At 44.2% G+C, this 25,684-nt stretch carries 26 protein-coding genes; 6 read left to right on the top strand and 20 right to left on the bottom strand.

Going from position 1 to position 25,684, the window contains the following annotated elements; translation table 11 throughout:
* Positions 1-173: 173 nt before the first annotated feature.
* Together HRJ06_RS17695 and ssb are read right to left on the bottom strand one after the other, a co-directional pair.
* The gene (locus tag HRJ06_RS17695) at positions 174-380 is read right to left on the bottom strand and encodes a hypothetical protein (RefSeq protein ID WP_174734247.1); all 207 of its coding nucleotides are present in this window, start codon (positions 378-380) and stop codon (positions 174-176) included.
* A complete protein-coding gene (gene ssb, locus HRJ06_RS17690) occupies positions 373-804 on the bottom strand; it encodes a single-stranded DNA-binding protein (protein ID WP_174734294.1) in 432 nt (143 codons plus the stop codon). Before ssb ends, HRJ06_RS17695 begins: the two co-directional genes overlap by 8 nt.
* Positions 805-1,062: 258 nt before the next feature.
* On the opposite strand from ssb, the gene HRJ06_RS17685 reads away from it, so the two are divergent.
* Positions 1,063-1,500 (top strand): YwpF-like family protein, encoded by a 438-nt coding sequence (locus tag HRJ06_RS17685; protein ID WP_174734293.1) that lies wholly within the window; start codon positions 1,063-1,065, stop codon positions 1,498-1,500.
* A gap of 262 nt (positions 1,501-1,762) precedes the next feature.
* On the opposite strand, the gene HRJ06_RS17680 is transcribed toward HRJ06_RS17685, so the two are convergent.
* From HRJ06_RS17680 to spoIIID, 7 genes are all read right to left on the bottom strand, one after another.
* Positions 1,763-2,098, bottom strand: coding sequence for a hypothetical protein (locus HRJ06_RS17680; protein ID WP_174734292.1), 336 nt, complete (start codon positions 2,096-2,098; stop codon positions 1,763-1,765).
* Between the two features lie 234 nt (positions 2,099-2,332).
* On the bottom strand, positions 2,333-2,755 hold the full coding sequence (gene fabZ / locus HRJ06_RS17675) for a 3-hydroxyacyl-ACP dehydratase FabZ (protein WP_174734291.1): 423 nt from the start codon (positions 2,753-2,755) through the stop codon (positions 2,333-2,335).
* A gap of 94 nt (positions 2,756-2,849) precedes the next feature.
* Positions 2,850-3,134 carry a DNA-directed RNA polymerase subunit beta gene (locus tag HRJ06_RS17670; protein WP_338421117.1) on the bottom strand — a complete coding sequence of 95 codons (285 nt, stop codon included), beginning with the start codon at positions 3,132-3,134 and terminating at the stop codon, positions 2,850-2,852.
* Positions 3,135-3,144: 10 nt separating this feature from the next.
* Positions 3,145-3,981 carry a flagellar hook-basal body protein gene (locus tag HRJ06_RS17665; protein ID WP_174734290.1) on the bottom strand — a complete coding sequence of 279 codons (837 nt, stop codon included), beginning with the start codon at positions 3,979-3,981 and terminating at the stop codon, positions 3,145-3,147.
* An 80-nt stretch (positions 3,982-4,061) separates the two neighbouring features.
* Complete coding sequence (locus HRJ06_RS17660) at positions 4,062-4,901, bottom strand: flagellar hook-basal body protein (RefSeq protein WP_174734289.1); 840 nt, start codon at positions 4,899-4,901, stop codon at positions 4,062-4,064.
* Between the two features lie 369 nt (positions 4,902-5,270).
* On the bottom strand, positions 5,271-6,272 hold the full coding sequence (gene mreB, locus HRJ06_RS17655) for a rod shape-determining protein (protein WP_174734288.1): 1,002 nt from the start codon (positions 6,270-6,272) through the stop codon (positions 5,271-5,273).
* Positions 6,273-6,496: 224 nt separating this feature from the next.
* Entirely contained in the window at positions 6,497-6,769 is a 273-nt protein-coding gene (gene spoIIID, locus HRJ06_RS17650; protein WP_090748757.1) for a sporulation transcriptional regulator SpoIIID, read from the bottom strand.
* A 545-nt stretch (positions 6,770-7,314) separates the two neighbouring features.
* Between spoIIID and HRJ06_RS17645 the strand changes: the two genes are divergently transcribed.
* Together HRJ06_RS17645 and HRJ06_RS17640 are read left to right on the top strand one after the other, a co-directional pair.
* Positions 7,315-8,109: a LysM peptidoglycan-binding domain-containing protein gene (locus tag HRJ06_RS17645; RefSeq protein WP_174734287.1), complete on the top strand. Its 795-nt coding sequence runs from the start codon at positions 7,315-7,317 to the stop codon at positions 8,107-8,109.
* 123 nt (positions 8,110-8,232) lie between these two features.
* Positions 8,233-8,568, top strand: coding sequence for a DUF2628 domain-containing protein (locus HRJ06_RS17640; RefSeq protein ID WP_174734286.1), 336 nt, complete (start codon positions 8,233-8,235; stop codon positions 8,566-8,568).
* 98 nt (positions 8,569-8,666) lie between these two features.
* Here HRJ06_RS17640 and HRJ06_RS17635 read toward each other — a convergent pair whose 3' ends face one another.
* The 5 genes from HRJ06_RS17635 to HRJ06_RS17615 all read right to left on the bottom strand — a co-directional run bounded on the left by HRJ06_RS17635 (position 8,667) and on the right by HRJ06_RS17615 (position 13,741).
* Entirely contained in the window at positions 8,667-9,332 is a 666-nt protein-coding gene (locus HRJ06_RS17635; RefSeq protein ID WP_174734364.1) for a 3'-5' exonuclease, read from the bottom strand.
* A 38-nt stretch (positions 9,333-9,370) separates the two neighbouring features.
* Positions 9,371-11,392: a DUF294 nucleotidyltransferase-like domain-containing protein gene (locus tag HRJ06_RS17630; protein WP_174734285.1), complete on the bottom strand. Its 2,022-nt coding sequence runs from the start codon at positions 11,390-11,392 to the stop codon at positions 9,371-9,373.
* Entirely contained in the window at positions 11,373-13,043 is a 1,671-nt protein-coding gene (locus tag HRJ06_RS17625; protein WP_174734284.1) for a sodium:solute symporter family protein, read from the bottom strand. The genes HRJ06_RS17630 and HRJ06_RS17625 overlap by 20 nt, the downstream gene beginning before the upstream one ends.
* 102 nt (positions 13,044-13,145) lie before the next feature.
* On the bottom strand, positions 13,146-13,448 hold the full coding sequence (locus HRJ06_RS17620; protein WP_174734283.1) for a sodium/substrate symporter small subunit: 303 nt from the start codon (positions 13,446-13,448) through the stop codon (positions 13,146-13,148).
* 101 nt (positions 13,449-13,549) lie between these two features.
* Positions 13,550-13,741 (bottom strand): hypothetical protein, encoded by a 192-nt coding sequence (locus tag HRJ06_RS17615; RefSeq protein ID WP_422392743.1) that lies wholly within the window; start codon positions 13,739-13,741, stop codon positions 13,550-13,552.
* Positions 13,742-14,141: 400 nt separating this feature from the next.
* Here HRJ06_RS17615 and HRJ06_RS17610 point away from each other — a divergent pair, with 400 nt between their 5' ends.
* Positions 14,142-15,059 (top strand): LCP family glycopolymer transferase, encoded by a 918-nt coding sequence (locus HRJ06_RS17610; RefSeq protein WP_242035284.1) that lies wholly within the window; start codon positions 14,142-14,144, stop codon positions 15,057-15,059.
* A gap of 168 nt (positions 15,060-15,227) precedes the next feature.
* On the opposite strand, the gene ggt is transcribed toward HRJ06_RS17610, so the two are convergent.
* The 3 genes from ggt to HRJ06_RS17595 form a co-directional block, all read right to left on the bottom strand.
* Positions 15,228-16,832 (bottom strand): gamma-glutamyltransferase, encoded by a 1,605-nt coding sequence (gene ggt, locus HRJ06_RS17605; protein ID WP_174734362.1) that lies wholly within the window; start codon positions 16,830-16,832, stop codon positions 15,228-15,230.
* A 202-nt stretch (positions 16,833-17,034) separates the two neighbouring features.
* On the bottom strand, positions 17,035-19,023 hold the full coding sequence (locus tag HRJ06_RS17600) for a penicillin-binding transpeptidase domain-containing protein (protein WP_174734282.1): 1,989 nt from the start codon (positions 19,021-19,023) through the stop codon (positions 17,035-17,037).
* 110 nt (positions 19,024-19,133) lie between these two features.
* Positions 19,134-20,051 carry a stage II sporulation protein SpoIIQ gene (locus HRJ06_RS17595; RefSeq protein WP_174734281.1) on the bottom strand — a complete coding sequence of 306 codons (918 nt, stop codon included), beginning with the start codon at positions 20,049-20,051 and terminating at the stop codon, positions 19,134-19,136.
* Between the two features lie 133 nt (positions 20,052-20,184).
* On the opposite strand from HRJ06_RS17595, the gene HRJ06_RS17590 reads away from it, so the two are divergent.
* Entirely contained in the window at positions 20,185-20,619 is a 435-nt protein-coding gene (locus HRJ06_RS17590) for a VanZ family protein (RefSeq protein ID WP_174734280.1), read from the top strand.
* 420 nt (positions 20,620-21,039) lie between these two features.
* Positions 21,040-22,026, top strand: coding sequence for a nuclease-related domain-containing protein (locus HRJ06_RS17585; RefSeq protein ID WP_174734279.1), 987 nt, complete (start codon positions 21,040-21,042; stop codon positions 22,024-22,026).
* Between the two features lie 152 nt (positions 22,027-22,178).
* On the opposite strand, the gene spoIID is transcribed toward HRJ06_RS17585, so the two are convergent.
* The 3 genes from spoIID to HRJ06_RS17570 all read right to left on the bottom strand — a co-directional run bounded on the left by spoIID (position 22,179) and on the right by HRJ06_RS17570 (position 25,573).
* Positions 22,179-23,201: a stage II sporulation protein D gene (gene spoIID, locus HRJ06_RS17580; protein ID WP_174734278.1), complete on the bottom strand. Its 1,023-nt coding sequence runs from the start codon at positions 23,199-23,201 to the stop codon at positions 22,179-22,181.
* A gap of 282 nt (positions 23,202-23,483) precedes the next feature.
* Entirely contained in the window at positions 23,484-24,797 is a 1,314-nt protein-coding gene (gene murA / locus HRJ06_RS17575; RefSeq protein WP_174734277.1) for a UDP-N-acetylglucosamine 1-carboxyvinyltransferase, read from the bottom strand.
* 32 nt (positions 24,798-24,829) lie between these two features.
* A complete protein-coding gene (locus HRJ06_RS17570) occupies positions 24,830-25,573 on the bottom strand; it encodes a YwmB family TATA-box binding protein (protein WP_174734276.1) in 744 nt (247 codons plus the stop codon).
* Positions 25,574-25,684 lie beyond the last annotated feature (111 nt).

Here is a 25,684-nt window from a genome sequence, read left to right as displayed (position 1 = left end):
TCTTTACCGATAGTCGACGTATGGACTAGAGAAAACTGATGCGACTATCCATAATTTTAAAATTTCTAAAGTTAAACAATAAAAAAACCGGCAAACTGCGCCGGTAAAATGAGGGTATTGGAGAGGGGATTTCGTCTCTCTCTGAAAGGGAGTTAAACTGAATACCTAAACGTTTATATGGATCGTCTTATTTGCTGATTTGGATTATCAGGCTCCGCAATAAAGGAGTACGTTTTGGGGCGATGCTCTGTAACTGCCAGTTCAAGCTGCTGGACTCGTTTCGCCAGCTCATCCACTTTTTCATTCGACCTGCCGAGCATTTTGATTAGTGAGACAAGCAATTTCTCCATGCCTTCACTATCCTCAAATAAATTACTCAAAAGGCAAAGCCTCCTTTTTCTGGTCGAGGAATCCTATGCTCGATTCCAGGCCGTGGCTGACTGCTACAGGCACCTTTAATTCGTGGTCAATCGGGACAGCTGCTGGTTTACTGCTGAGGAAGCGGACATTTTCGGCCACGACTTCTGTGACATAGACACGCCGCCCTTCCTGATTGTCGTAGCTGCGTGTTTGGATCCGTCCGGTAATTCCGATTACAGATCCCTTCTGGCAATAATTTGCTGTGTTTTCTGCTGTTTTATTCCATATGGTGCAATGGACAAAATCAGACTCAATTTCACCGCTCTGGTTCCGGTAATGCCGGCTGACAGCTAGGGTAATGTTTGCAACCGCCTTTCCCTCCTGCGTGTAGCGCAGTTCCGGATCCCGCGTCAATCTGCCGACTAGGGTCACTTGATTTATCATTTTTCATCTCCTTTCCGCGTGATAAACCTATTCTATATGTCGATAGAATTCGAGTAAAATTGACAAATTTGCTTTTTAAAACTAGGTTTGCTCTTCCCACGGGCTTAATTGGCTTCGAAAACGCCATTTCCGAACCCCAAGAATATCTAAAAATTTAAAATACCCATTGACGAAAGTATTTTTCGACAAGGTGATCAATTCGCATTCTTTAGTGAGTATGTTATAATTTTCTCAAAACCACCAAAAGGGAGGTTGACAATGAAGACATTTAGGCTAATCTCGCTGCAAGTTGTAGATGATGAAAATATTACTGATATTGAAATGAAGGATGGACTCATCATTAATAAAGAGGATGAAAAGAACACCTGGCTTTTAGAGGCTTTTGTAAAAAACGACCATGTTCATTATTTTGAAGATGCGTGCAAAGAGGACAAGGATATCGTTGCTAAGGTCGTCATCACTAAAAAAGATAATGACCCAGCCTCCTTCAAAACTAAAGTTTGTTCTGTGATCAAGCTGGAAGAGCATGCAAGTGTCATGTTAAAAGGCACATTGCATAAAACAAGAAATGATTATGCGGAGATTTTGCTTGAACACCTCATTGACAAGGGCTTATCCGGACAAGAACTTTTAAACGAGTTTAAAACGAATATGCTTGTAAAACCCCGTTTGGTTCTGCCGAAACGACCATCTTAAAACTCCAGTGCATCGCAGCTGGAGTTTTTTGCACCTTTAGCTGAGTTTTCTCAGCACAAAAAAAGCCACGAAACAACTCCGACGCTGCGTTCCTTTCAGCTTCAGACAGCGCGCTCAGATCGAGCCCGCGGAAAGCGCAGTGTATTTCCAGAGCGCCGATGTTGGAGCTGCACGGAAAACGTAATGATCCGTAAATTGGAATTTATTTAAATTCCAAACTATAAAAAAGGACAGGATTCCAGGGAACCTGCCCTTTTTCACATTATTGATCGTTGTTGTTTTCGTCATTCATATCAAGATTATCTTCGATTGGGTCTTCCTCAGGCGTGTTGTCATCAAGCATAGCGTCGCCATCTTCATCAGTGTTTATGTCGTTGCCACCATTAGTGCCACCGTTGTTGCCACCGTTTGTACCACCATTGTTGCCACCGTTGTTGCCCTCATCGATTAAACCGTTGTCATCCTCGACATTTCCGTTATTGTTTTCAACATTAACGTCTTCTGGCGGCGGGTTGTTATTATCGTCCGTTCCACAGCCTGCAAGGAACATGGCAGATAGCAAGGTACCTGCAACCAACTTTAAAATCTTGTTGTTCATAGAAAAAAAGCCCCCTTCTTGTGTATTTTTTTGAGACCTTAGCCGAGGTCTGCTGTTAGGTTGCCCAAGATAGGACTGAACTTGCAGAGAAATTTAAAATTTTTTTGGCATTGTACGTTTTTTTGGGAGCTACTATTTATTTTTAACAATATCCTTTCACTTGCAGGCCGGAATAATACTAATTAACCTAAGCAAAATAAAACCGGCTGCATCAAGCAGCCGGCATCAAACTGGTTATTTTATTGCAAACATGATTTCCGTTTCGCAGGCGATTTCGCCATCTACTGTTGCGACGGCTTTCCCTTTTCCAATCGGACCGCGAAGTTTGACGATTTCAACTTCGAGACGCAGCTGATCCCCAGGTTTTACCTGTCTTTTAAAACGGCAATTATCGATTCCCGCAAAAAAGGCGAGTTTGCCGCGGTTTTCCTCCGGCTTCAGCATGGCAACAGCACCAACCTGAGCTAAAGCTTCAACAATCAGCACTCCAGGCATCACTGGATAATCAGGAAAGTGGCCATTGAAAAACTCCTCGTTTGCGGTAACATTTTTAATTCCAATCGCTTTTTTTCCATCTTCTATCTCAACGATACGATCTACAAGCAAAAACGGATAACGATGGGGAATAATTTCTTTTATTTGAGTAACGTCTAACATGATTTAGTACCTCCTGCTAATACTAGCTATTATTTCTTCTATTGTACTAAAAAGTGTACACAAAAAGGAAGGGCTATCCCTTCCTTCGTTTAATTTATTCTTTTTTAAGAAAATCCAATATGTGAGTCCAAGTGGATTTATCAAACGCGTCAGCTGGGTTTCCCCCGCCAATCATGCCATACCCTACAAACACTCCGAGCATTAAAGATAGAGCGATTAAGACAACGACAATAATAATTCGAAGCCATATCGGAATAAGGCGAACCCTGATCCGTTTTTTTGGTTCACGCGCTTGTTCTTGTTGTGGGGCTTTTTTGCGTTCTTTTTTTATTTGTTCACGCGTTTGTGATGCTTCGTGATTATCAGTTGTGGTCATCATGATTCTCCTCTTAGCGAATTCCGTTAACGAGTCCAAGCATCTGGTCGGCAATAGAGATGGAACGCGAATGGAACTGAATGCCGCGCTGAACGTTAATCATATCTGTCATTTCCTTGCTCAAATCGACATTAGACTGCTCCAATACACCCTGTTGGATAGAGACTTGATTTCTGTTTATGCCCCTCAGCTCGGTAAAAACATCCTCCTCGGCCACATCAAGGTCTCCGTTAGGAAGCCCAAGCAGGTTGCCGCCTTTTTGCTCTAAAAACTGAGGCTTGTTCACCATTATAATTCCGAGGTTAAACTCCTGGGTCGTCCCGTCCGTTTTTCCGATTATAAACTGGCCGTCTTCGGTCACTTTATAATCTTTTGGTTCGCCTTGAATATATATCGGCTGGCTGTTTTCGTCAAGAACTGCGTTTCCCGCACTGGTTACAAGCTGCACCTCATTGTCGGAAATGGGTGAAAGATAAAAGGCGCCATCCCTTGTGAACCGTTCCTCTGAGCCATTTTGTGTCTGCACAAGAATTTTATAATATTGCCCTTTCGCTGTAAAAGCCGTATCAAGGGTCCGCTCAGTCGTTTTCAAAGCACCCTGGGTCATGATGATGGCTGTTTGCCCAAGCTTGGCACCAGTACCCTGGCGGATATTAAACGGAGTCATCCGATTTTGCTCAAGGCGGTCATTCGGCTGATTGCGAAATTCCTGAAACAGCAAATCCGTAAACGTCGCTTCTCTCCGCTTGAAACCAGTTGTATCCACATTGGCCATGTTGTTGCTGATTAAATCCATTTGTTTCTGAAGCTGAGCGAGTGTATTCGTCGCGGTGATCATCGACCTGTTCATATTAGTCCCCCTCGGAGGTAGAAAAATCTATTTATTTATATTAGTTGAGCTAATTTTTTTCAGTATGATTGTCCGCAAGGTTAGCCAATTCGACCGATTTCGTTTGCGGCCTTGTCCATGCTTCGGTCATAAGCCTGCAGAATTTTTTGATTCGCTTCAAATGATCGGTATGCAGTCAGCATGTCTGTCATCGTTCTGCTCACATCAACATTGGACTGTTCAAGCTGCCCCTGCTTCACGCTAAACTGGGCACCATTGATGTTATAGGCATTTGGCAAGCCGTTTGCTTCTTCTGTCCGGTACAGACCGTCTCCTTCTTTCATCAGGCGCTCAGAGTTGGCCGCAAAGCCCACGCCGATTCTAGCTGCCTCACTATTTTCACCAGCTAGAACGCCATTATCAGTTACCGTAAATCGGTCGCTTGAAAGCTGAATCCGGTTTCCTTGATCATTTAGAACATAAAGGCCGCTTGCTGTCGTTAAATACCCTTGTCCATCTAGAGTAAACGAACCATTCCTTGTGTAACGTACGTCCCCTTCGGCATTTTGCACGGTAAAAAAGACCGACCCTTCTCGGCCAGTGTCCGGATCGACTGGCATCAGGGCATCTTGAAGCGCAACATCTGTTGTGTTGTCTGTCTGGCGAAGATCTCCCTGAATAAATTTAGGGATTGCCTCTTGCATATAGACCCCTGTGTTGAGGGAGCCGATGACTTTATTGGACGGGAAATTCAATCCTCGCTGAGTCGGAATATTCGTCTGATCAAAATGCTGCAGAAGCATTTCCGGAAACGGGCGCATGGTCGATTGATCCGCCTTAAAGCCTGGCGTATTTGCATTGGACATATTGTTCGTCAGCATATCCGTGCGGCGCTGCTGTGCAACCATTCCGGATGCAACCGTATAAAAGCCTCTAAACATCTCTTCACCTCTAATTGAAAGTGCTGCTTATTCAGAAAATAAGCATTAACAAAGCTTTCGTAATAATTCCGTGGCCTATCTATATAAAAGTTAAAGTCCGTGGCATCATGTATTTTCCAGTTATCTTCTATTATAAAAAAAATCCGCCTAAGATACATTAAAAAAATAAAGAAAATTGAAGAAAAAAGGTTTTCCCTGACGAATTCTGGGTAAAAAGACACAATAGATGGTCTCATTTACTTTAAAACGTTCCGCCTGAAAGGAACCAACACAAAGAAATTTAACAGAGCAAAAATAAAAAGCCTGAAATTCATCGTTGATCGATGAACCCCAGACCTTGATAATAAGCTAATTGATCGGCTGTCTCGCTTAAACGATTTTTCTCCGAGAAAGCTTGTCAATGTTGTCGAGCATGATGCCAGTTCCGATGGCTACGCAATCCATCGGATTTTCGGCCACTAGTACAGGAACTTTGAGTTCTTCTGCGAGAAGCATATCAATGCCATGCAGCAAAGCGCCGCCGCCTGTCAAAATTACGCCGCGATCAATGATATCGGCTGATAATTCTGGTGGTGTGCGCTCAAGAACAGATTTAGCTGCCTGAACAATGACAGAAACCGGCTCACGAAGAGCTCCTTCAATTTCCTCTGAACGAACGGTGATTGTTCTTGGCAAACCTGAAACCATATCACGTCCGCGGATATCCATTTCTTCACTTCTTGAACCTGGAAACACGGTACCGATATTGATTTTGATGTTCTCGGACGTCCGTTCTCCGATTAAGAGCTTATATTCACGTTTAACATAACTTAAAATTTCAGCATCAAATATATCTCCAGCCATCTTGATCGATGAACTGGTTACGATATCTCCCATTGATAGAACAGCGATGTCGGTTGTTCCTCCGCCAATGTCAACGACCATGTTTCCGCTTGGCTGGAAAATGTCCATGCCTGCGCCAATGGCTGCGACTTTCGGCTCTTCTTCGAGGTAAATCTTTTTACCGCCGCTTTTTTCAGCAGCTTCACGGATCGCTTTTTGTTCAACACTTGTGATGTTTGTCGGGCAGCAAATTAAAATCCGCGGCTTTGACAAAAATCCTTTTACATCAAGCTTGTTGATAAAGTGCTTTAACATAGCTTCTGTTACATCAAAATCGGCAATAACTCCATCTCTTAACGGACGGATTGCTACGATGTTGCCAGGCGTACGCCCAACCATCTGGCGCGCTTCTTCCCCAACCGCCAGTACCTTATTGGTGTTTTTATCAATCGCCACAACAGACGGTTCATTCAGCACAATTCCTCGGCCCTTAACGTGAATCAGTACGTTAGCCGTACCCAGGTCAATCCCAATATCCCTAGCAAACATTCTTTTTATTTCCTCCTTGGCACTTTGGCTGGCTGCGGCTTTGGAACCTCATACTTAGTCTGTGTTGCTTCTTTATTTAGAGATTTTAAAGTCGCGGCCGCTTTTCTGCGGACCAGTTTCTATCCTAATTGTTTATTTTACCATATACGACAGCAATTAGTAATAGAATAGGTGAAAAAATGCACATTTTGCAGAAATTTGTCAACTGCCAGGGAGGAAAATTTTTATTTGACCGGCTCTTCTTCTCTTTCTTCTTTACGGTACTTCAATTTCGTTGCTTCCCCGCCTCTAAGGTGACGGATCGATTTATGATAATCTAAGATTTCTTTGACCTCATTGGCAAGTTCAGGGTTAATTTCCGGAAGCCTTTCCGTCAAGTCTTTATGGACTGTACTTTTGGATACGCCAAACTCCTTCGCAATTACGCGAACTGTTTTTTTCGTCTCCACGATATACTTTCCAATCTTGATAGTTCTCTCTTTGATGTAATCGTGCACACCACTCGCCCTCCCTAAATTGGATGTGAGAAGTGTGAAATGAGACTCGCTTCTCGCTTCAACTGTTTACTGCTTACCCACATGCAATCCATGCGGCAGAAGGACATGCCTTCTGTCTACTGAGATTAATCATGTCCATCGCTAAATTCCCGTATAGTTCAAACGACTCTTCACCTCAAACACTCTCTTTGTCAGGTTTGTAACAGTTTATTAGCTTGGGTAACGATATATGCACGAATTACTCAATAGGGACAAGGAATCACGAAAGTTTTTTGAAAATTGGACAGTATGACAACAACTTCTAACCTAAATTAGGATTTTAAAGGCCGAGGAGTTCTTCGATAAGATGCCTTTTTTAAAGAACAGTATGGATTTTGCCTTTGTTAAGTGCAGCGGAAATCACAGCCTTAAATTTAGGAAGAGTTGTGGCCGAACAATTTAGCAATGATATTTTGCCCACAGGAAAATTTTTCTTAAAAGTGACATAAATGATCGAAAGGCGGCGAATTATCTAGTTGGATTACAATTTAGGGGGAAATTGGCCAATGGATCAGATTAGAAGTACGAGAAAAATGAGAATTAGAAAGATAGAAAAGCAGAAAAAGAACCTGAAGAGGGCGAAGATTGCTGGAGTGGCTGCGGCAGGCTGCATTATTGCAGGAATCGTTATGGCGCCGCACATTGATGCAGGCAGTGATCTTTATAAAATAAAAAAAGGTGACACCTTATACAGCTTATCTCAAAAATTTGATGTAAGCGTCCAGCAATTAAAGGATGCAAACCAGCTTAAATCAAACACTATCTATGCCGGACAAAAAATTACGGTTCCAGCAGCTGCTGAGGCTGAAGCGGCGTCAGAGACGGTGCTTACTGTGAAAAAAGGAGATACCTTATACTCGCTCTCTAAAAAGTATGAAGTTAGCGTAGAGGATATGAAGCAAGAAAATAACTTAAAAACTAATACAATTAAAGTTGGTCAGAAACTTTTTATACCTGAACAGCTGGCAGGAGTTCCTGTATACCAGGTGGAGCCTGGAGATACTCTGTGGGGCCTCAGTCATCGCTTTGGTGTTCCAATGAGTGACATTAAGCTGGCTAACAGCCTAAAAAATAACGCTGTTCTTATCGGCCAGAAGCTCTTGATCCCAGGGAATGTCAGTTACACGAGGGCGACAGTCGCCGGGGCTGCCGATCAATTTACGGTTGAGTTTATAACCAACAAACAAGAGCTTGCTCTCAAGGTTCCCTATGGGACAGCTAAGAACTACCAGTCACTAGCTGGGAAAAAAGTTGTTCTCGCCCATAAAAAAGGGGCCGTTCTGAATATAGAATTGAGGTAGGGTAAATCAACTAGGTTAACAAATAGTAAAATGTGAAATAGTACCCAATAAATTTACACAATTTACAAATCCTCCTGTATAATGAAACCTTGTTATTATAAGTCCTAAAGGAGGATGTTGTTTATGCGCGCTAAATTAGCGAACGAAGCAGGTGTAGTGAAAGATGTCAAAATCGGGTTTAGTTGGACTACTTTTTTCTTTGGCTTCTTCCCAGCCCTTTTTAGAGGAGATTTAAAATGGGCAGCAATTATGTTTATAACTGCAGCGGCAGTAGGAGTCTTCACATTGGGTTTTGGGGCATGGATACCAGGTATTATTTTTTCTTTTATTTATAACAAGCTTTACATTAAAGATTTGCTTGAAAAAGGCTACCGTCCAGTTGATGACAGTACCCAATCTGTTCTCGCCGCTAAAGGAATTGTTTCTATTCCGGCGGTTGGGCAAAATGTTGGCGCTTAATGTCAAACTCACTCTTTATATAGAGTAAATATGTAAATACGAAAAGCCAACCACTAGTGTTGGCTTTTTTAACGCACGGAATTCACCCAAATATAGCCTTAAAACTGCATCGACCTTGCCTGGCTGTCGGTTGCTTTAATCAGCTCACCCCATGTAGTAAGACCTCTGTTTTTAAACTGTTCAAGAAGTTCAACGAATAAATAGGCGGCTGTTTTTGCATCACCAATTGCACTATGACGATCGTAAATTCTTGTGCCGAACGCCATCGCGTACCTCTCCAAATCGCGCATATCATAGGACGGGGCAATAAACCCAATCAGGTCCAGAGTATCAATAGTGAAAAACTTTTTGAGTGCAAGCTTTTCACGTTTCAACTCACTTTTAAAGGTAAGATGGTCAAAACCAACGTAATGCCCGACTAGGCATACCGCTCCCCTTGACTCGACAAATTGAAAGAATTCCTCGATAGCTAACCTCGAACTTGGAGCCGTTTCGACAACCTCATTCGTTATTGAGGTCAATTCGATTATTTCTCGGGAAATTTGTCGGTTAGGGTTCACGAATGTTTGGAATATATCAGTTTCATTTACATGTAAGCCTTTAACCGTTACGGCACCAATTTCTATTAGCCTGTCAGAGCTGGCCACCTGGAAACCCGTTGTTTCCGTATCAAATACAATAAACGTGAGTTCATCAATCGGGGTTGATAGGGAAATATTTTCATAGGCAAGCGAGCAGGATATGGTGTTGCGGCCAAAAATCATCATTAAACCTCCTCGATGCTGGAGTATTCCTATGCAGTCTATTGAACAAATTCGGCCAGGGCTAGACTTTGCAGTTCCTTGATTGTTCTCAGGCTCAGGATTAATTCATCCTTTTCGCGCGTAGTCAGGCTGGTAAAGTTAAGGACAGACGGAATTTTCCCATCCTGTTTCGCTCCCGGCCAGCGCAGTTTCATATAGATCGCCATGATATGAGCGACAGCCTCTTTTAAATCACTGGCCAACCCGTTAGTGAGAACACCCTTTTTACAAAGCTGGTCCATTTTTTCCAGTGGAGTTCCCGATAAGACGCCATTCGCAAGCGAAAGGATTTGCAGGCTATGGTGATAAGGAAATAAGATTTCTTTTTTCATATCAATCGTCTTTCGCTGGAGCTTAAAAAGAGCGCGCACTGGCTGATCAAGGGCTGGTACAGGATGATTCCTCTCGAGCTGAGCCAGCCTAAAGAGAAATATCCTTGACCTTTCCAGCATACGAGCCAAATTCTGTTCAAACTGCTCGTTTAACTCTTGGCTTCCAGCTGCAAACCGATAGGAGAAAAAGTTTTGGGCGAGCAGCAAGTTATCATTAGTCGATTGCACCGTCCATTGCCGCAGCCGGCCCTCCCATTGTTCTACAGAACCCTGCCAGGCTTTTTCGCTAGCCATCATAAGTCCCTGACACCGTGCATATCCGGCAGCTGCAAACTGTTCGGTTATTTCTTTGCCAAGCTTTGTAAAATAGGCTTCTGCCCCTGATACCTCCTCATACACAAGAAAATGGTCCTGATCGGTCAGCATAAACTGCTCGCCACGTCCGCCGCTGCCCATTTGATAAAAAGCATAACGGCTCGGCTGATGGTCTCCTTGCGTTTTTAGCTTTTCAATAGAAAGCTCTACCAATCTCTCGACCAGTCTGTCATATAGATTTGTAACGATGTTCAGCAGGCTGAAAACAGGAACAGATTCCTTTAAAAGGGTATTTGTAATATCATAAATCGCAACTTTTACTTGTGAAAGATTCCTTTCATCCGCCTGGTCAATGCGCCTAATTGTTTTCAGAACACTTTCATTCTTTTTCCGTAATAAGTCAGAAAGCGTAACCACACCCACAATTCCGGTTTCATCTGTTACGGGCAAGTGCTTCACTCCATTTAAAAGCATCGCGGAAATCGCTTCATAAAAGTAGGCAAACCGGGCTATTGTTACAGGGTTCGGAGTCATTATTGATTGGACTGCTGTATCCATAGGAAGCCCATTAGCAACGACCCGTTCGACCATGTCCCGTTCAGTTATGATACCTGCCAAAACATCATTATCGATTACAAGCACTGAACTAGTCCGTCCTTTGCTCATCGCTTTAGCTGCATCCTGGACAGCTGCTCTAGGGGCCACGTTTATTACGCCACTTGACATGATATCCTGGACTCTTGTCATAAAAGCTTCTTTTTCCCCCAGGCCGCGGGCCAGCTTTACCTGCTCGGCAAGCGAGCCATAAACATCTTTGATTCTGATGGCAATTTCACTCAATAAATAATCATGGACTTTGGGATCGTCCCAACGTTTTGCGATGGTCTCGAATGGAATGAATAAAACTTTTACCGGTTCAGCCGCCCTGACCTCTACCGTAACCTGGCCCTTGGCTTGTAATCTTCCCTTTTCCGGCAGCCGGTTGTTGGCCTGCAGTTGTTTCCCCTCATCGAGCTGGGCATGGTTCTGATGAACTGATTGAGATGCTGAGCTTTCATCTGGATGGCTTATTTTGCCTGCTCCTGCCAAAAAACCAGCCAAACTGGAGAATCCAATTAATTCGCCTTTTTGAATAACTTCGAGCACTTCCGGCTGCCCGCTGTGGTCATTTTTTACATAAACTTCTGCTATCCCCTCTAATACTAAAAACAAGCCCTGGCGCGGGGTATCAGATTTGAGCATCGTTTGCCCTTTATGATAGCTTCGTTCCTGGCATTCTTTTATAAGGGAAAAAGCCGTGCTCTCGTCCACCCCTGCGAAAAAGGGGTGAACCCGCACAGCCTCCAGCAATTTTTTAGATTGATTTGTTTCCATCTTCATTCATCCAAACTTCGCCGTCCTTATAGACCATTTGCTCCGGATAGCGCAGGTCCATAACTTCCTCCTGGATTTTTTGTGAAGGTGCAGGTGTGGCAAGTGATACCACCACGTTGGCTATGATTGCCGCTGCAGCTCCAAAGACACCGGCACCTGTGTCAATGATACCTAAAACGGTGAAGCCGCCATATTTTGCTGCAAAAATGTAGGAGAGTGTAACAGTTAGACCAACTAACAAGCCGGCAATAACTCCTTGCGCGTTCGAACGCTTCCACCAGACTCCGAGCACGAGGGCCGGAAAGAAGGTTCCTGTTGCAAGCGCGAATGCCCAGGCGACAATCTGCGTGATCGCTCCTGGAGGATTAAGAGCAATTAACCCTGCAAAAAGTGTTGCCAAAACAATCGACCAGCGTGCAACGGACAAGCGTTTTTTCTCGGTCGCATTAGGTCTCATGACTCGGTAATAAATATCATGCGCAAATGAGGATGAAATTGAGATCATCAACCCGCCTGCTGTAGATAAGGCAGCAGCCATGGCACCTGCAGCCACCAAACCAATAACGAATGTACCAAGGTTTGCGATTTCCGGTGTTGCCATAACGACGATATCATTGGAGATAATTAATTCACTCCATTGTAAAATTCCATCATTATTATTATCCGCAACCGTAAGTTTTCCCGTATCGACCCAGGTCGTTGTCCAGGCTGGCAGCTCGGTAATCCTCTGGCCCGCCACCTTGGTCATTAAAATAAATCTTGAGAACGCTGCATATGCAGGTGCTGACAGGTAAAGCAAACCGATAAACAGAAGGGCCCAGGCACCTGACCAGCGTGCTGCCTTCATCGTTGAAACGGTATAGAAACGGACAATCACGTGCGGAAGTCCAGCTGTACCGCACATCAGCGTGAACATTAAAGCGAGAAACTGCCATTTTGTCCCGTTTGTAAACGGTGCAAAGTATTCTGAGATCCCGAGCTCCCTATCAAGCTCGCCCATTTGCCCGACAAGCGCTCCATAAGAAAGCCATGGAGCCGGATTATTCGTTATTTGCAAGCTCATAAAAATAACGGGAATTAGGTAGGCAATAATTAAAATCGAGTACTGGGCTACCTGTGTCCAGGTAATCCCCTTCATTCCGCCGAATGCGGCATAAAAGGCAATCAAGACAACCCCGATCATCGTGCCAAGCCTTGCATCAATTTCAAATAAACGGCCGATAACAACGCCTGACCCTGAGAGCTGGCCGATAGAATAGGTAAACGAAATAATAATTGTACAAAGTGCGGCAATAACACGAGCAGGGTGGCTGTTATAACGATCCCCGATAAACTCTGGAACCGTATAGCGGCCATACTTTCGAAGCTGAGGCGCGAGCAGGAAAGTCAGCAGCAAGTAGCCGCCCGTCCAGCCCATAATATAGGCGAGACCATCGTAGCCAAGCAGCATGATTGTCCCGGCCATCCCGATAAAGGATGCGGCACTCATCCAGTCAGCACCAATCGCCATTCCGTTAAAAATCGGCGGAACTCCGCGCCCTGCTACGTAGAAATCCGAGGTTTCTTTCGCTTTATTGTAAATGGCTATTCCTATATATAATCCAAAGGTTGCTAGAATAATTGATAATGAGACCAAAAATTGTGTATCCATGTTTCTCCCCCTTTACTAGCCGTTCTGTTCACCATTCTCTTTGAAGGCAGACCCTCGAAATTTTTAAAAAATCCCCAACGAAAAGCTTCCCTCATTTTTAGATTAGTGATCGACTGTTTTGCCCTGGCTGAGTTTGACGTTTTCTGCTTCATCAATTCCATATTTCTTGTCAATCCGGTCGCTCACCTTGGCATTGACAAACAGCAGGATAATAAAGGTCAGCACCGCACCCTGTGCTCCCATAAAATAGTGGAACGGGAACCCATTAATCGTAATGTTGCTCAATGTCTCAGCAAACAGTACGGCACCGTAGGAAACAATAAACCAAATAACAAAGTAAAGGATCATAAAGCGGTTTTTTTCTCGGAAATACTGGTCTGCAACACTTTTATCAATCTTTTTCACACTTCCACCCCTTTTAAAATAAATTTAGTGCTTTCCGGATTCGGCCCCCCTTTTTGAGAGTTCATTTTATAGATTTGCCATTCGGCAATTCTAAACGGAAGTTAAACTAGACTAAAAATGAATCTGACCGTATCCATAAACGGCGCGGGTACCATTGCAACCTGGACGATAAAATAAAGGAGGATCGAGAAGACTGGAATCGTTAGATAAATGGCTCTTTTTTTTCTGAGGCATAAAATCATGCTGACGGCTGTAATCAGCAAGATGAGATAAAATACGGACAAGTTTGCCACCCCCTTTGGTGTTTGTAAGCGTTATCATTAACTAAGATAAAAAAAGACTCGCAAGACTGGCTTAATTTGCTAAGTCTTTAGAAAATTTATTTTTTTATTATCTATGGAACATACTGTCCGGTCAATAGGTAGATAAAACTAAATTTTTTAAATATTTGTCGAATTGGCCTTTTTATTGGCCTTATTCCTTGGTATGAGTGGATTTATATTGTCGAAAAGTTTTGGCTTTTTAAAAAATGTCTCTGATAATTTACATCAGGGTGATAGTAGAAATATTATTGTATTCGGAGATATTCTTAGCATTTAAAATATAGGGTATTTTCATGGTCTGTAACTTAATCCTCCTGCCTTTCGTCTAAATATTTAGAGAAAAAGAGCTTTTGGGACTAGGGGGATTTATTTGAAAACAGGCAACCGCAAAAAATATATACGCTTGGCCGTATATACGCTTTTTATACTGATAGCGGGAATTGGGGCCTATGCCTTTTCCGTCTACTATTCGTTATCCAGCGCAGTAAATGATATGCATAAGCCCGTCGACAGGAAGTCTGAGCACCGGGCACAGGCGATTTCACTTGCGGATCAGGAGCCATTTTCCGTGCTCCTGCTAGGGGTTGACGAACGGGAGAATGACAGCGGCCGGTCTGACACAATGATCGTCCTATCGGTAAACCCATCCGACCAGTCGATCAAGATGCTTAGCATACCTCGAGATACAAGAACGGATATTATCGGGCATGGCACGGTGGAAAAAATAAACCATGCGTTTGCATACGGCGGTGCGGAAATGGCACTCGATACGGTGGAACATTTTTTAAAGGTGCCGATCGATTATTATGTAAAAATTAATATGGAAGGCTTCAAAGGGATCATCGACGCAGTCGGCGGGGTGACAGTTGATAATGATATGAACCTGTTCCATGGGAGCCATACTTTCCAGGAGGGCGAAATTACCTTGAGCGGGGATGAGGCACTCGTATTTTCGAGAATTCGCTATGAGGACCCGCGCGGTGACTTCGGACGCCAGCTTCGGCAAAAGCTTATCCTTGAGGCAATTGTTGAAGAAGGGGCCAGCATTAGCTCATTATGGAACTATGATGGCATTTTCAAAGCACTCGGAACCGCGGTCGAAACTAATCTTACTTTTCAGGAAATGGTCGATATCCAAAGCAGCTACCGGAATGTCCGAAACATCGACCAGCTTCAATTCCAAAAAGGTGATGGAGGCTATGTTGGGGATTTGTGGTATTATTTCCCCGACGAAAGCGAGCTGTCAGGCTTCACAGAAGAATTTCGAACACATTTGGAGTTAGAATAGATAAAAGAATGGGTGACAAAGAATGGGTGACAGGCACCTCCCAAATAATTGGGAGGTGCCTGTCACCCTTTTAGTTTCCGTGCTATGAAAGGAAAAAGGCACCATTCAGTGAACTGAATGGTGCCTTTTATGCTCTTAATTTCCAGTTTAATGGATGGTGCCTGTCACCTACCAGCTGGCAATTGTTCCGTCGGTGCGCGGCTCGGTTCCTCCGATAAGGACGCCGGATTCTGGATTGCGGGTAATGATTTGGCCACGGCCGAAGCTCTCAGACTCGACAGCGATTTTCATCTCATGTCCGCGGCTTGCGAGCTCTTTCACTAGATGGTTTGGAAAGGTGTGTTCGACTTCAACACTCTTGTCTTCAAGCCAACGCCACCTTGGTGCATCAAGGGCTGCCTGGGGGTTTAGGTTAAAATCAATCATATTCATCACAACTTGAACATGGCCCTGCGGCTGCATATAACCACCCATGACGCCAAATGGCCCAACAGCCTGTCCGTCTTTGGTTAAAAAGCCGGGGATGATAGTATGGTACGTTTTCTTACCGGGGGCCAGGGCGTTTTCATGGGTGGGATCTAGCGAGAAATCATGGCCGCGGTTCTGCAGGTTAATTCCCGTCCCCGGTACAACAATGCCCGAACCGAAATCCATGTAGTTGCTCTGGATAAAAGAGACCATGTTCCCATCTCCATCGGCTGTGGCAAGGTACACTGTGCCTCCCTTAGGCAGGGTGCCCGGTGCTGGCATACGGGCTTCCGCTGTGATTTTGGCGCGGTTTTTTTCTGCGTATTCTTCCGATAGAAGGTCGGCCACATTTACTGTCATATTTGCCGGATCGGTTATGTACGCTTTTCCGTCCGTAAATGCCTGCTTCATTGCTTCCAACTGGAGATGAAGCGAACCTGCATCCTCTCGATGAGTAAACTCGTATCCTTTTAAAATATTTAAAGCCATCAATGCAACAATTCCCTGGCCACTCGGGGGGATTTCCCAAACATCATAGCCACGATAATGAACGGAAATCGGGTCCACCCATTCTGCCTTGTAAGCTTCCAAGTCTTTTTTAGCTAAAAATCCACTGGCAGCTTGTGAAGCAGCAATGATTTGGTCCGCCAAGGCTCCTCGATAAAAGCTTTCTGCATTTGTTTCAGCAATCTCAGCGAGGGTATTTGCATGGTCTTCTGCCTTCCACATCTCACCTGCTTGGGGTGCCTTTCCGTCGGGAGCAAATACCTTGAACCATTCCTCAAATTCAGATCCCTGAAGGCGGCTCTTATTTTTTCGATATGCCTCATTCCAATATTTTGCGAGAGTCGGAGATAGCGGGAAGCCATTTTGTGCATAGTTAATCGCCGGCTCAAGAACTTCGGTCAGCGACAGTTTACCAAAGCGCTTGGAAAGCTCTGCCCATGCTGATGGAACTCCTGGGACGGTAACCGGAATCCAGCCGTTAATCGGCATTGTTTCATATCCTAGCTGTTTCACTTTTTCTATTGAAATGGATTGAGGCGCAGGGCCGTTTCCATTTAGTCCATAAAGCTTGTCCTTCATCCAAACGAGGGCAAAGGAGTCTCCGCCGATTCCGTTTGACGTTGGTTCAACGACCGTCAGGCAGGCTGCTGTTGCAATCGCAGCGTCCACTGCATTGCCGCCCTTCTTTAAAATATCTAGTCCCGCTTGGGCAGCAAGCGGCTGCGACGTCGCCACCATCCCATTGCGAGCTACAGTTGCCATACGCTGTGACCGATAAGGATACGTATATAAAGACATCATCTCTCCCCCTGTCATTTGTCTACCGAAATAATATACCAAATCGTGAAAATATTCAAAAAGGGTGACAGGCACCTCCCAAAAAATTGGTAGGTGCCTGTCACCCTTTTAGTTTCCGCGCTATGAAAGGAAAAAGGCACCATTCAGTTCGCTGAATGGTGCCCATTAGGTTCTTGATTTCCAGTTATATGGATGGTGCCTGTCACCTAAAGATGTTGGTGACTCGGGTGACGGCTGCTTTGGAGCCGCCTTGGGTTTGGGCGTTTTCGAGCATCATGGTGATGAGGAGGTCTGGTGTGTTGGGATTGTAGCCGACAAACCAGCCTAGTTCTTCTCCTTTTTCGCCTTGCTTTTCTTTGATTTCGGCAGTTCCGGTTTTTCCGGCAAGCGGGTAACCGTCAATTTTTGCATCTCTGGCGGTTCCATTCGGGTCTGTTACAACCTTTGTCAGCAGGCTATTGATTGCTGCCGCATGCTCCGCGCTAATCAGGCCTTCCTTCCAAACCTGGCTTTTCTCTTCTTCAATTTGCATGATTGGCTTAATCATATTGCCGCTGTTCACAAATGGCGTATAGGTGGCGGCTAAATGAAGCACATTCATTTCAACCTGCGCTTGCCCATAAGCAGAGTCAGCAACATTTTGTTCGTTTTCGATGCTGCCCATTTGTGAGTCTTCAATCGGATAGAAGAAATCTAGATCTTCATCAAAACCAAAGTTTTTCAAGCCTTCAGTAAAATCATCCTGGCCAATATCCAATGCTGCCCGGGCAAAGTAAATATTGTCAGAATAAATCATTGCTTTTTCCAAATCTATCTGGCCTTGGAGATTCGTGTATCGGGTTATTTTATAATTCCCCCATGAATCCAATCCCCACTGTTTTTCATTGATTTCATAGGCTGTATCCATTGAGATGGCACCGCTCTCGAGCCCGATTGCTGCGGTGATCGGCTTAATAACAGATCCTGGCACGTAGGTTGCTCTAAACCGGTTCAGAAGCGGCTGGAGCGGGTCCTCCTCGAGTGCTTGCCGTTTGGTTGCTGAAATCCCTAAGGTCATCGCATTCGGATCAAACCCAGGGCTGCTGACGAGCGCCAGCGTTTCTCCAGTTAGAGGGTCAATTGCTGCAGAAGCACCGGCCATCCCCTTCATCTGGTCGTAAATTTTCTGATGAAGAACGACATCTAGGGTCAGCTGAACACTTTCTCCGTTTTTAACTGGCCTTTCAGCGAGCAACTTTTCTGTTCCATCTTCTTTTACGATTAAAATTTTTATTCCGTTCTGGCCTTTGAGCTGAGCTTCCAGTATCTGCTCAAGACCGCGCTTCCCAATCAAGTCTGTGCCAGAATATCCCTTACCTTGAAGCTTTTCAAGTTCTTCAGCTGTTACCGGTCCAACATAGCCAGTCAAGTGGGATAGCGCCTCCCCATACGGGTATTCTCTGGCCTCCGCTCTTGTGTTCGTTACAGCTTCCATTGCGAACAAGGCTTCCTGCAGGGCAGTATCATCTCTTGATATTTTTTTCAAAGGAACAAATTGATCCGGCTGCACCCAATCGGCATCTAGCGCATTTTGGATTGACTCTTCGCTCATTTCAAGCAGCTCGGACAAGTTGGAGATGATCTTTTCTTCCTGGCCTTCCATTTTTTGCGGAACGACACCGATGTTCAGGGCTGTCCCATTGATCGCGATGCCATTGCCATCGCGATCTAAAATCTGGCCGCGCTCTGCTTTTACCGTGCTAAAATTGATTTTGTCACCTTCCTCAAGGTCAGGGAAAATATAGGTTGTATCCCAGTTGAGATACCAGTTCCCATTTTCGTCCTGCTCTTCTTTTACCAGCTGGGCTGTATGGTCAAAGGAGATCGGGCCTGCAATGCTTTCCATTTTTACCGAGAAAGGATAATCAACTGTTGACTCAGGCTCGTCCTCTTCCTCCGGCTTTATAAAATTAACGTCAAGCTTATCAATCTCTAAATCTTGATATATTTTATTGTAGCGTTCAACAAATTCCTCTTTTGTGACTGAAGCTTGTGCTTCCACTGCGAGAAACCCGTACATCTCATCGAAATTCTGGTCGTTCCAGAGCTTTATGTATTGGGCAAAGCGCTCCTCGGGCTTTGGGTCCTTATTGCAGCCTGAAATAAATACGGTTAAACACAAAGTGATAATGAAAAGAATCGTCTTTTTCATGGATTCTCCCTCCCTAGTGTTTGATTTTACCATATTATTTCCTAATTGAAAGGAAAAAGGGACCAGGCTCGCCAGACAGCAAAAAACCCGCCACGAGGACGGGTTCGTTGTTAAGAAGCGGATGAATCGGATTCTGTATCCTTTTTATCATCTGTTTCTTTTTTATCAGTGCCTTCTTCTGTGTCAGCAGCATCGCCTTCTTCTGTATCACCAGAAGTTCCGCTGTCTGTACCGGTTTCTTCACCAGGGGTGGTTTCTTCCGTACCAGCTTCTTCTTCAGAAGAACCGCCATCTTCAGACTTGCCAGAATCATCGGCAGCCTCGCTATTGTCTTCTCCTTTAAACTCCTGCAACGCACTTAATGGCTTATTGAAAAACTCAAGCGGGTTAACAGGAACACTGTCTTTGCGAATTTCAAAATGTACATGGACACCGGCTTCCTCATTGAACATGCTCTTGCCAGCTTTCGCTATAGCTTGTCCTTGGTCAACCTGGTCACCAACCTTGACTTTAAAGTCTGTAACCGACGAGTATTGTGTTACAATACCTTTGTCATGCTCAATTTCAATGACGTTACCCAGCAATGAGTCTTCTTTCACATCTGTAACAGTTCCGCTAAGAGCTGCCAAAATGTCAAATGCCTCGCCATCCTTTGTGGTTATATCAATCCCCGTGTTTGGATGGTATTGGTTGTTGTAGAATACTAGCGCAGCTTCCTGTTTTTCAGCCTGACTGTCATTATCATAGAATTCCTTTTGAATGACAACTTCATCTGGCTTCATTACAGGCATTACAAAGTTCTCCATGGCACGGTTAACTTCGATTGCTTCCTGGTCATTATATTTTTTACCAGGAACATCTGTTGCGTTATAATCTAATTGATTACCCGCATCGTCTCCGCCGTTTTGGAACCAGAGAACACCTGTTAAAATGATAGCTGCACTTGCGATATAAATTGCTGGATACACCCACCGCTTTTTAAAAAACTTTGAGCCTTGAGAAGATCGTTTAGTTTCTTCCTCTCTCATTTTCATCACCTCAGCAACAGTCTGAACAGATCTGGAAAAATATATACATAGAGTCAAAAAATTTTTTTGTGCTTATCTTTCGACAAATCGTTTCTTTTTATACATAAATTTTTTAAGTGAGTGTGATAATCCTATGCGTCAGATATTAGTATGGGCTGTGCGGATCCTGCCGTTCGCCTACATGGCCCTGATTTGGCTTCTTTCAAGCCTGCCCCACAACGCTGTCGTCGAACTGCCCGATTCTGCCGTTGACCGCTTTATAAAAGAATCCCTCCACTTAGTAGAGTTCGGAATTTTATATATTCTGTTATTTTTCGCCGCGCTAACATTGGACAAGTTCACACCAGTAATGGGTTTCGCTTTGATGGCCATTGCGGGCCTGTACGGAGTCATCGACGAAATCCACCAGTCATTCGTCCCATATCGGTCTGCGACGCTTATAGACGTCATTAAGGACGTAATAGGCGTACTCGTCGCCTCCCACTTTATGCACAATGCCTACTTTAGCGGAAGGTTTCCAAAACTGCGGGACAAGCTGATCCAGGCTGAGCGGTATTTAAAGGGGTAGAGGCTGAAAGGGCGGGGATTGGACTACAGATGAGACCTTGCCCTGATCAAGATATCTCCTTGCGACGGGGGTTAGCGGGAAATCGGATTTGATTTGGGCCGGGTACCTGGGTTTAGATGGAATCATTGATCGAGGCTATCTTTTCGTGACGGGGGTTAGCATAAAAATCGGAATTGATTTGGGCCGGAAGAGGATAATATGTGCTCTAGAGTCTGTTTTTAGCATACCTTCTTTAGAATCATTATCGTCTTGGAATAAAATCGTTTTTTTTGGAATATATTCGTTTTTTTGAGAATATATCGAGTTTTTTTGGAATATAATCGATTTTTTCGGAATATATTTTTCGCTGGACCAAAAACAGGCAGGAAACAACGGAAAAAAGACGAAAATTTAAAGCAAACCCTTCCAGGAGTGATGCTAATGATTATAAAAACTGTAACCAAGTCTCTAGACCTGCTCGCCCATGAAGCCTTAGCTAGAAGATTGCCCAATAATCATCCGGAAAAACCAAAAATTGAGCAGAAAATCCTCTCGATGCGATCAGGTTATCGCGGGGAAAAGAGTTTAGTGTACCCCTTGAGAAACCTGACCGATAAATATTTGATTTTTTTTGGCCTTCGCCTCCCCGATGGTGAATATCATTTCCAAATTGATTCCTTCCTCCTATCCACAAAGGTTATACACCTAGTAGAAGTGAAAAACCATTCTGAAGAAATTTACCTGCCCGATAATTTCAACCAAATGATTCAAACATATAAACATACAGCGAGAAGATACCCAGACCCACGACTGCAAATTCTGAGTCATGAGGAGCTCATCACGAATTTCTTGACCCAAAATAAGCTTGCCTGCCCACCCATAAATAAAATCATCGTTTTTACCAACCCAAATGTTATAGTCAAAGGAAGTCTGCAGGCTTTGAAAATGGTCTGTCCCCCAGAAGAGCTAACCGCCCGGATCGACGCCTTCGAGGAACGATTTCGCACCGATTTCTTCCAGCCCCGTGACCTAAAGAAAATCAGCAGAAAGTTGCTAAAAGCTCACTCTCCACATTCGCCAGATGTCCTCAATCTTTTTAAAATTCCTCCTGTTCACTTAATCAATGGTGTACGATGTCCCGCCTGTTTATCTTACGCTATGTGTCGAGGCCATGGCTGGTGGGAATGCCGTTTCTGTGGTTGTAAGTCTAAAAACGCTCACCTTGAAACTGTTATCGACTATTTCCTGATTGTAAAGCCCTGCATTACTAACCAGGAATTCAGGAAGCTTGTCGGCATTTCCTGCCCCAAGTTAGCAACAAACCTTCTCGCTCGTTTAAAACTCCCATTTATAGGGGACAAAAAAGGCCGCACATATTACCCCCCGCATGATTTTGAGATATGGGCCCAACAGGAGAGTGAATTTTAGAATTCGCCTCCAGGTCACACAAGCTCTTTAAAAAACACAAAAAATCGGAGCCTCAGCCCCGATCATAAATTTGTTTTTTAATTAAAACTGCTAATTCGTCACATACTATCACTCGCACCATGATATGTTGTCCAGGTACCTTCTTGCCATATTTACTTCTTCGCAATGATCTTGGTGAACATATCGTCAGCGGATGAGACTTGAACGCCTTGGTAATAGTGTTTGACGATGTCCTGATAAGTTTTTCCTTCTATGGCCATGCCGTTGGCGCCATACTGGCTCATGCCGACACCGTGACCAAAACCTTTTGTGTTAATGACTATATTGTTGCCCTGCAGGCTCCAGGAGAAGTCGCTGGACCGGAGTTCTAATTTTTCGCGGATGATTTTGCCGGTTAGAGATTTGCCGCCGATTTCAACCTTGCCGACGCGGTCTCCTTTTGTACGGGAAACAATTTTTCCGACAGCAGGCTCAGTGACCTTTACGCCCAGTTTGGATTCAAATTCCTGAAGCGAAACGATTTTTTGATCTGTGAACTTCGGGGACTTTTCATCCCATGGGCTTTGAACGCTTCGCAGATATGGAAATGAGTTGGACCAGTACTCTTCAGAGTTTTCCGTAAAACCGTTGCTGGTTGAGAAGAAGGTTGCATCAATCGGTGCCCCTTCATATGTTAAAATCTGTCCATCTGTTGCGTGGACGGCGTCAGCTATTTTTTTGATTTTCCACTTGTAATCGGCGCCCCAGAGTATTTTTAGTTCATCAGTATTGCTGTAAACTTGATGCAAGACTGTGTCTGTAACATCTGATCCTTCAGGGAGACCGACTTTGTCCTCGCTCATCATTTGCTTTACATAATAGGTTCTTGCGGATAATGCTTGTGCCTTAAGAGCTTCAGGCTCGAATTCTGCGGGCATTTCAGCGGCGACTACTCCAATTAAGTATTGGTCGAGAGGCACTTTTTCAAGCTTAGAATGGGACATTCGGTAAACGGCCACCTCTACTGCAGAATCGATGGATGGCTTGGCAGCTGCTGGCTGAGCGGGTTGTACGTCTTCACCGAGCTGTCCTTTTGCGGTTCCTTCCATAAATGGGAGTACGAGAAGGCTTGGCACCAGGAGGGTGATCGTAACGAGAAGAGCTGCTGCTACGGCGAGAGGTTTGATTTTTATCATATGTGTGTCCTCCATATACGAAATACTAGACGGCCTCAAACCATCTAATTCAATTCTATGGAGGCGGACAAGCTTTTATGACTTGAACATTTTTATCTTTGCTTGTTTTTAGACAGGTTAAATTTTTTAATTTTTTTTTTAGTTCTGTCAATGTTATTACTTGGGAATGTTAGCCAAGTATGGTATTCTCTAAGCAACAAAAAACCGCAGAATCAGCAATCCGCGGCGGGACTGGTAACTCTCCGGTTTCTCGATTAATAGTATGGTTAATGCGTATAGTGTTTACGCGTTTAGGTCTGCTACAGGAGCGTCAACTTCGACGTCAAGTGTTTCTTCGACTTCGTTAATACGCTCAATGTCTGCTCCAAGAGCTGCAAGCTTTTGGTGAATGTTCACATAGCCGCGGTCCAAGTGCTTAAGCTCAGTTACACGTGTGATCCCATCAGCAACAAGGCCGGTCAGAATTAATGCAGCTGCAGCACGAAGATCCGTTGCTGCTACTTCAGCGCCTTGCAAATCAGATGGGCCGTTCATGATAACGGACCTGCCGTCGATTTTGATGTTTGCATTCATACGACGGAATTCTTCAACGTGCATGAAGCGGTTTTCAAAAACTGTTTCAGTGATCATACTTGTACCCTGAGCGCGCAACAGCAATGCCATCATTTGAGATTGCATGTCAGTTGGAAAGCCCGGGTGAGGCATGGTTTTGATATCCACTGCCTTTAATTTCTCTGGTCCGATGACTCGAATACCATCTTGTTCTTCAATAAAGAGTACGCCCATTTCTTCCATTTTAGCGATCAATGAAGTGGAGTGTTCTGGAACGGCACCTCTCACAAGGACATTGCCTCCTGTGATTGCTGCTGCTACCATGAACGTACCTGCTTCGATTCGATCTGGAATAATGTTATGGTCTGCTCCATATAACTTTTTAACGCCTTCAATGCGAATGGTTCCTGTGCCGGCCCCTCTAACTTTTCCACCCATTTTATTAATTAGGTTGGCGAGGTCGACGATTTCAGGTTCTTTAGCCACATTTTCAAGCACCGTTGTACCTTTTGCGAGGGATGCAGCCATCATGATGTTTTCCGTTGCGCCAACGCTTGGGAAATCAAGATAGACTTTTGCCCCGTGTAAACCGTTTGGTGCTTCTGCCTCGATAAAACCGTTTCCTACCTTAACCGTTGCTCCCATTGCTTCAAAGCCTTTGAGATGCTGGTCGATCGGTCGGGACCCGATTGCACACCCTCCTGGAAGGGCTACGCGGGCACGGCCATTTCTGGCTAAAAGCGATCCCATAACTAACACGGATGCTCGCATTTTACGTACATATTCAAATGGTGCTTCAATTTTTAGCTCTCTTGATGCATCTACTTCAATTTGATTATTATTAAACTCCACATTGGCGTTCAAATAGCGTAATACTTCATTGATGGTATATACATCGGAGAGAGTTGGCACATCACGAATTACGCTTTTTCCATCACTTGCTAACAATGTTGCAGCGATAACAGGCAGTACAGCATTTTTAGCACCTTCAACCTTTACGGTGCCCTGCAGCCTTTGTCCGCCGCGGACGATGATTTTTTCCAAATGTATTCCCCTCCGCGTCCAATTTCTCTATATTAATATTCAATCGTTATGATTGGTGTGCCAACTACGATGGTAGTCTTTCCGCCCAATCCTTCGGTTTTCCTTAACCCAAGTTGTAAATTCATGTCTTTATAGTTGCTGCCAATCGATGCAGAAAACATTGGCGAAGATGCCGATACAGAGATGAATGATTCCTCTTCTAAAGCTTCAATTTTATGCGCCTGAAATGCGCTTAGAAAGCGGTTTGCATCGCTACTTATAGCCGTATCAATCTTATCACTTATTTCACCTTTGATACAAGAAAAAGTTGTAACATTTCCTCGGAAAATGTCAAATAATCTGCTTTCCACCTGTTTGTTCAAGAAGGATTCGACATGATCATTCCATGACTGCCCTTTGACCTCATACATTACGTACGCAGCTGCGTGGTGATTTGTGAGGGTGGAAATGATGCTAATATTTTCTTGGTAGTGGGGTGTGTTGTTTATTGCCTGCGCTTTCCATTGTTGTGAATCTTTAGTAACCGTCCATTCCCAATTGGGCAAGGCTAGTTTTAATTCATTTAAAGATGAGAGTACCTGCTCATGATTTTCTATTTCCAATTGTTCCCTTGCATGTAAAGACCAATCGTTGATCAAAATATCTTCGTCTTGCAAAACAGAGGCCAGTGTTTGCAATTCCTTTTCCGCATCGGCTACAGTTGTCCTATTCCCGAGTTGAAGCACAATAAAACCAATAGTGCCAATTATTGATAAAACAAGCATTGCTTTTTTCATCTGTTACGCCTCCCCTTATTACCATTCTTACCAGGGGAGCGCAGAGCATACTTGGGAATTGTCGTCACTTTTAGACAATTAATTGACTGATCCATCTTTCATACCAACTGA

Source organism: Mesobacillus harenae, from assembly GCF_013343715.1.
In the GTDB taxonomy this organism is placed as follows: domain Bacteria; phylum Bacillota; class Bacilli; order Bacillales; family Cytobacillaceae; genus Mesobacillus_A; species Mesobacillus_A harenae.
Note: the sequence above shows the minus strand (reverse complement) of the source record. Positions and strands in the feature narration are given on the sequence as shown.

Bases quoted from the DNA above. Each gene is read 5' to 3' on its own strand.
- HRJ06_RS17665 (WP_174734290.1), bottom strand. From the start codon at position 3,981: ATGAACAGGTCGATGATCACCGCGACGAATACACTCGCTCAGCTTCAG.
- fabZ (WP_174734291.1), bottom strand. From the start codon at position 2,755: ATGTTAGACGTTACTCAAATAAAAGAAATTATTCCCCATCGTTATCCG.
- HRJ06_RS17670 (WP_338421117.1), bottom strand. From the start codon at position 3,134: ATGATGACCACAACTGATAATCACGAAGCATCACAAACGCGTGAACAA.
- HRJ06_RS17625 (WP_174734284.1), bottom strand. From the start codon at position 13,043: ATGGATACACAATTTTTGGTCTCATTATCAATTATTCTAGCAACCTTT.
- HRJ06_RS17570 (WP_174734276.1), bottom strand. From the start codon at position 25,573: ATGAAAAAAGCAATGCTTGTTTTATCAATAATTGGCACTATTGGTTTT.
- HRJ06_RS17585 (WP_174734279.1), top strand. From the start codon at position 21,040: ATGATTATAAAAACTGTAACCAAGTCTCTAGACCTGCTCGCCCATGAA.
- HRJ06_RS17685 (WP_174734293.1), top strand. From the start codon at position 1,063: ATGAAGACATTTAGGCTAATCTCGCTGCAAGTTGTAGATGATGAAAAT.
- mreB (WP_174734288.1), bottom strand. From the start codon at position 6,272: ATGTTTGCTAGGGATATTGGGATTGACCTGGGTACGGCTAACGTACTG.
- HRJ06_RS17590 (WP_174734280.1), top strand. From the start codon at position 20,185: ATGCGTCAGATATTAGTATGGGCTGTGCGGATCCTGCCGTTCGCCTAC.
- HRJ06_RS17660 (WP_174734289.1), bottom strand. From the start codon at position 4,901: ATGTTTAGAGGCTTTTATACGGTTGCATCCGGAATGGTTGCACAGCAG.
- ssb (WP_174734294.1), bottom strand. From the start codon at position 804: ATGATAAATCAAGTGACCCTAGTCGGCAGATTGACGCGGGATCCGGAA.
- HRJ06_RS17680 (WP_174734292.1), bottom strand. From the start codon at position 2,098: ATGAACAACAAGATTTTAAAGTTGGTTGCAGGTACCTTGCTATCTGCC.
- HRJ06_RS17635 (WP_174734364.1), bottom strand. From the start codon at position 9,332: ATGATTTTTGGCCGCAACACCATATCCTGCTCGCTTGCCTATGAAAAT.
- HRJ06_RS17630 (WP_174734285.1), bottom strand. From the start codon at position 11,392: ATGGAAACAAATCAATCTAAAAAATTGCTGGAGGCTGTGCGGGTTCAC.
- HRJ06_RS17595 (WP_174734281.1), bottom strand. From the start codon at position 20,051: ATGAGAGAGGAAGAAACTAAACGATCTTCTCAAGGCTCAAAGTTTTTT.
- spoIID (WP_174734278.1), bottom strand. From the start codon at position 23,201: ATGATAAAAATCAAACCTCTCGCCGTAGCAGCAGCTCTTCTCGTTACG.
- HRJ06_RS17640 (WP_174734286.1), top strand. From the start codon at position 8,233: ATGCGCGCTAAATTAGCGAACGAAGCAGGTGTAGTGAAAGATGTCAAA.
- HRJ06_RS17645 (WP_174734287.1), top strand. From the start codon at position 7,315: ATGGATCAGATTAGAAGTACGAGAAAAATGAGAATTAGAAAGATAGAA.
- HRJ06_RS17600 (WP_174734282.1), bottom strand. From the start codon at position 19,023: ATGAAAAAGACGATTCTTTTCATTATCACTTTGTGTTTAACCGTATTT.
- ggt (WP_174734362.1), bottom strand. From the start codon at position 16,832: ATGTCTTTATATACGTATCCTTATCGGTCACAGCGTATGGCAACTGTA.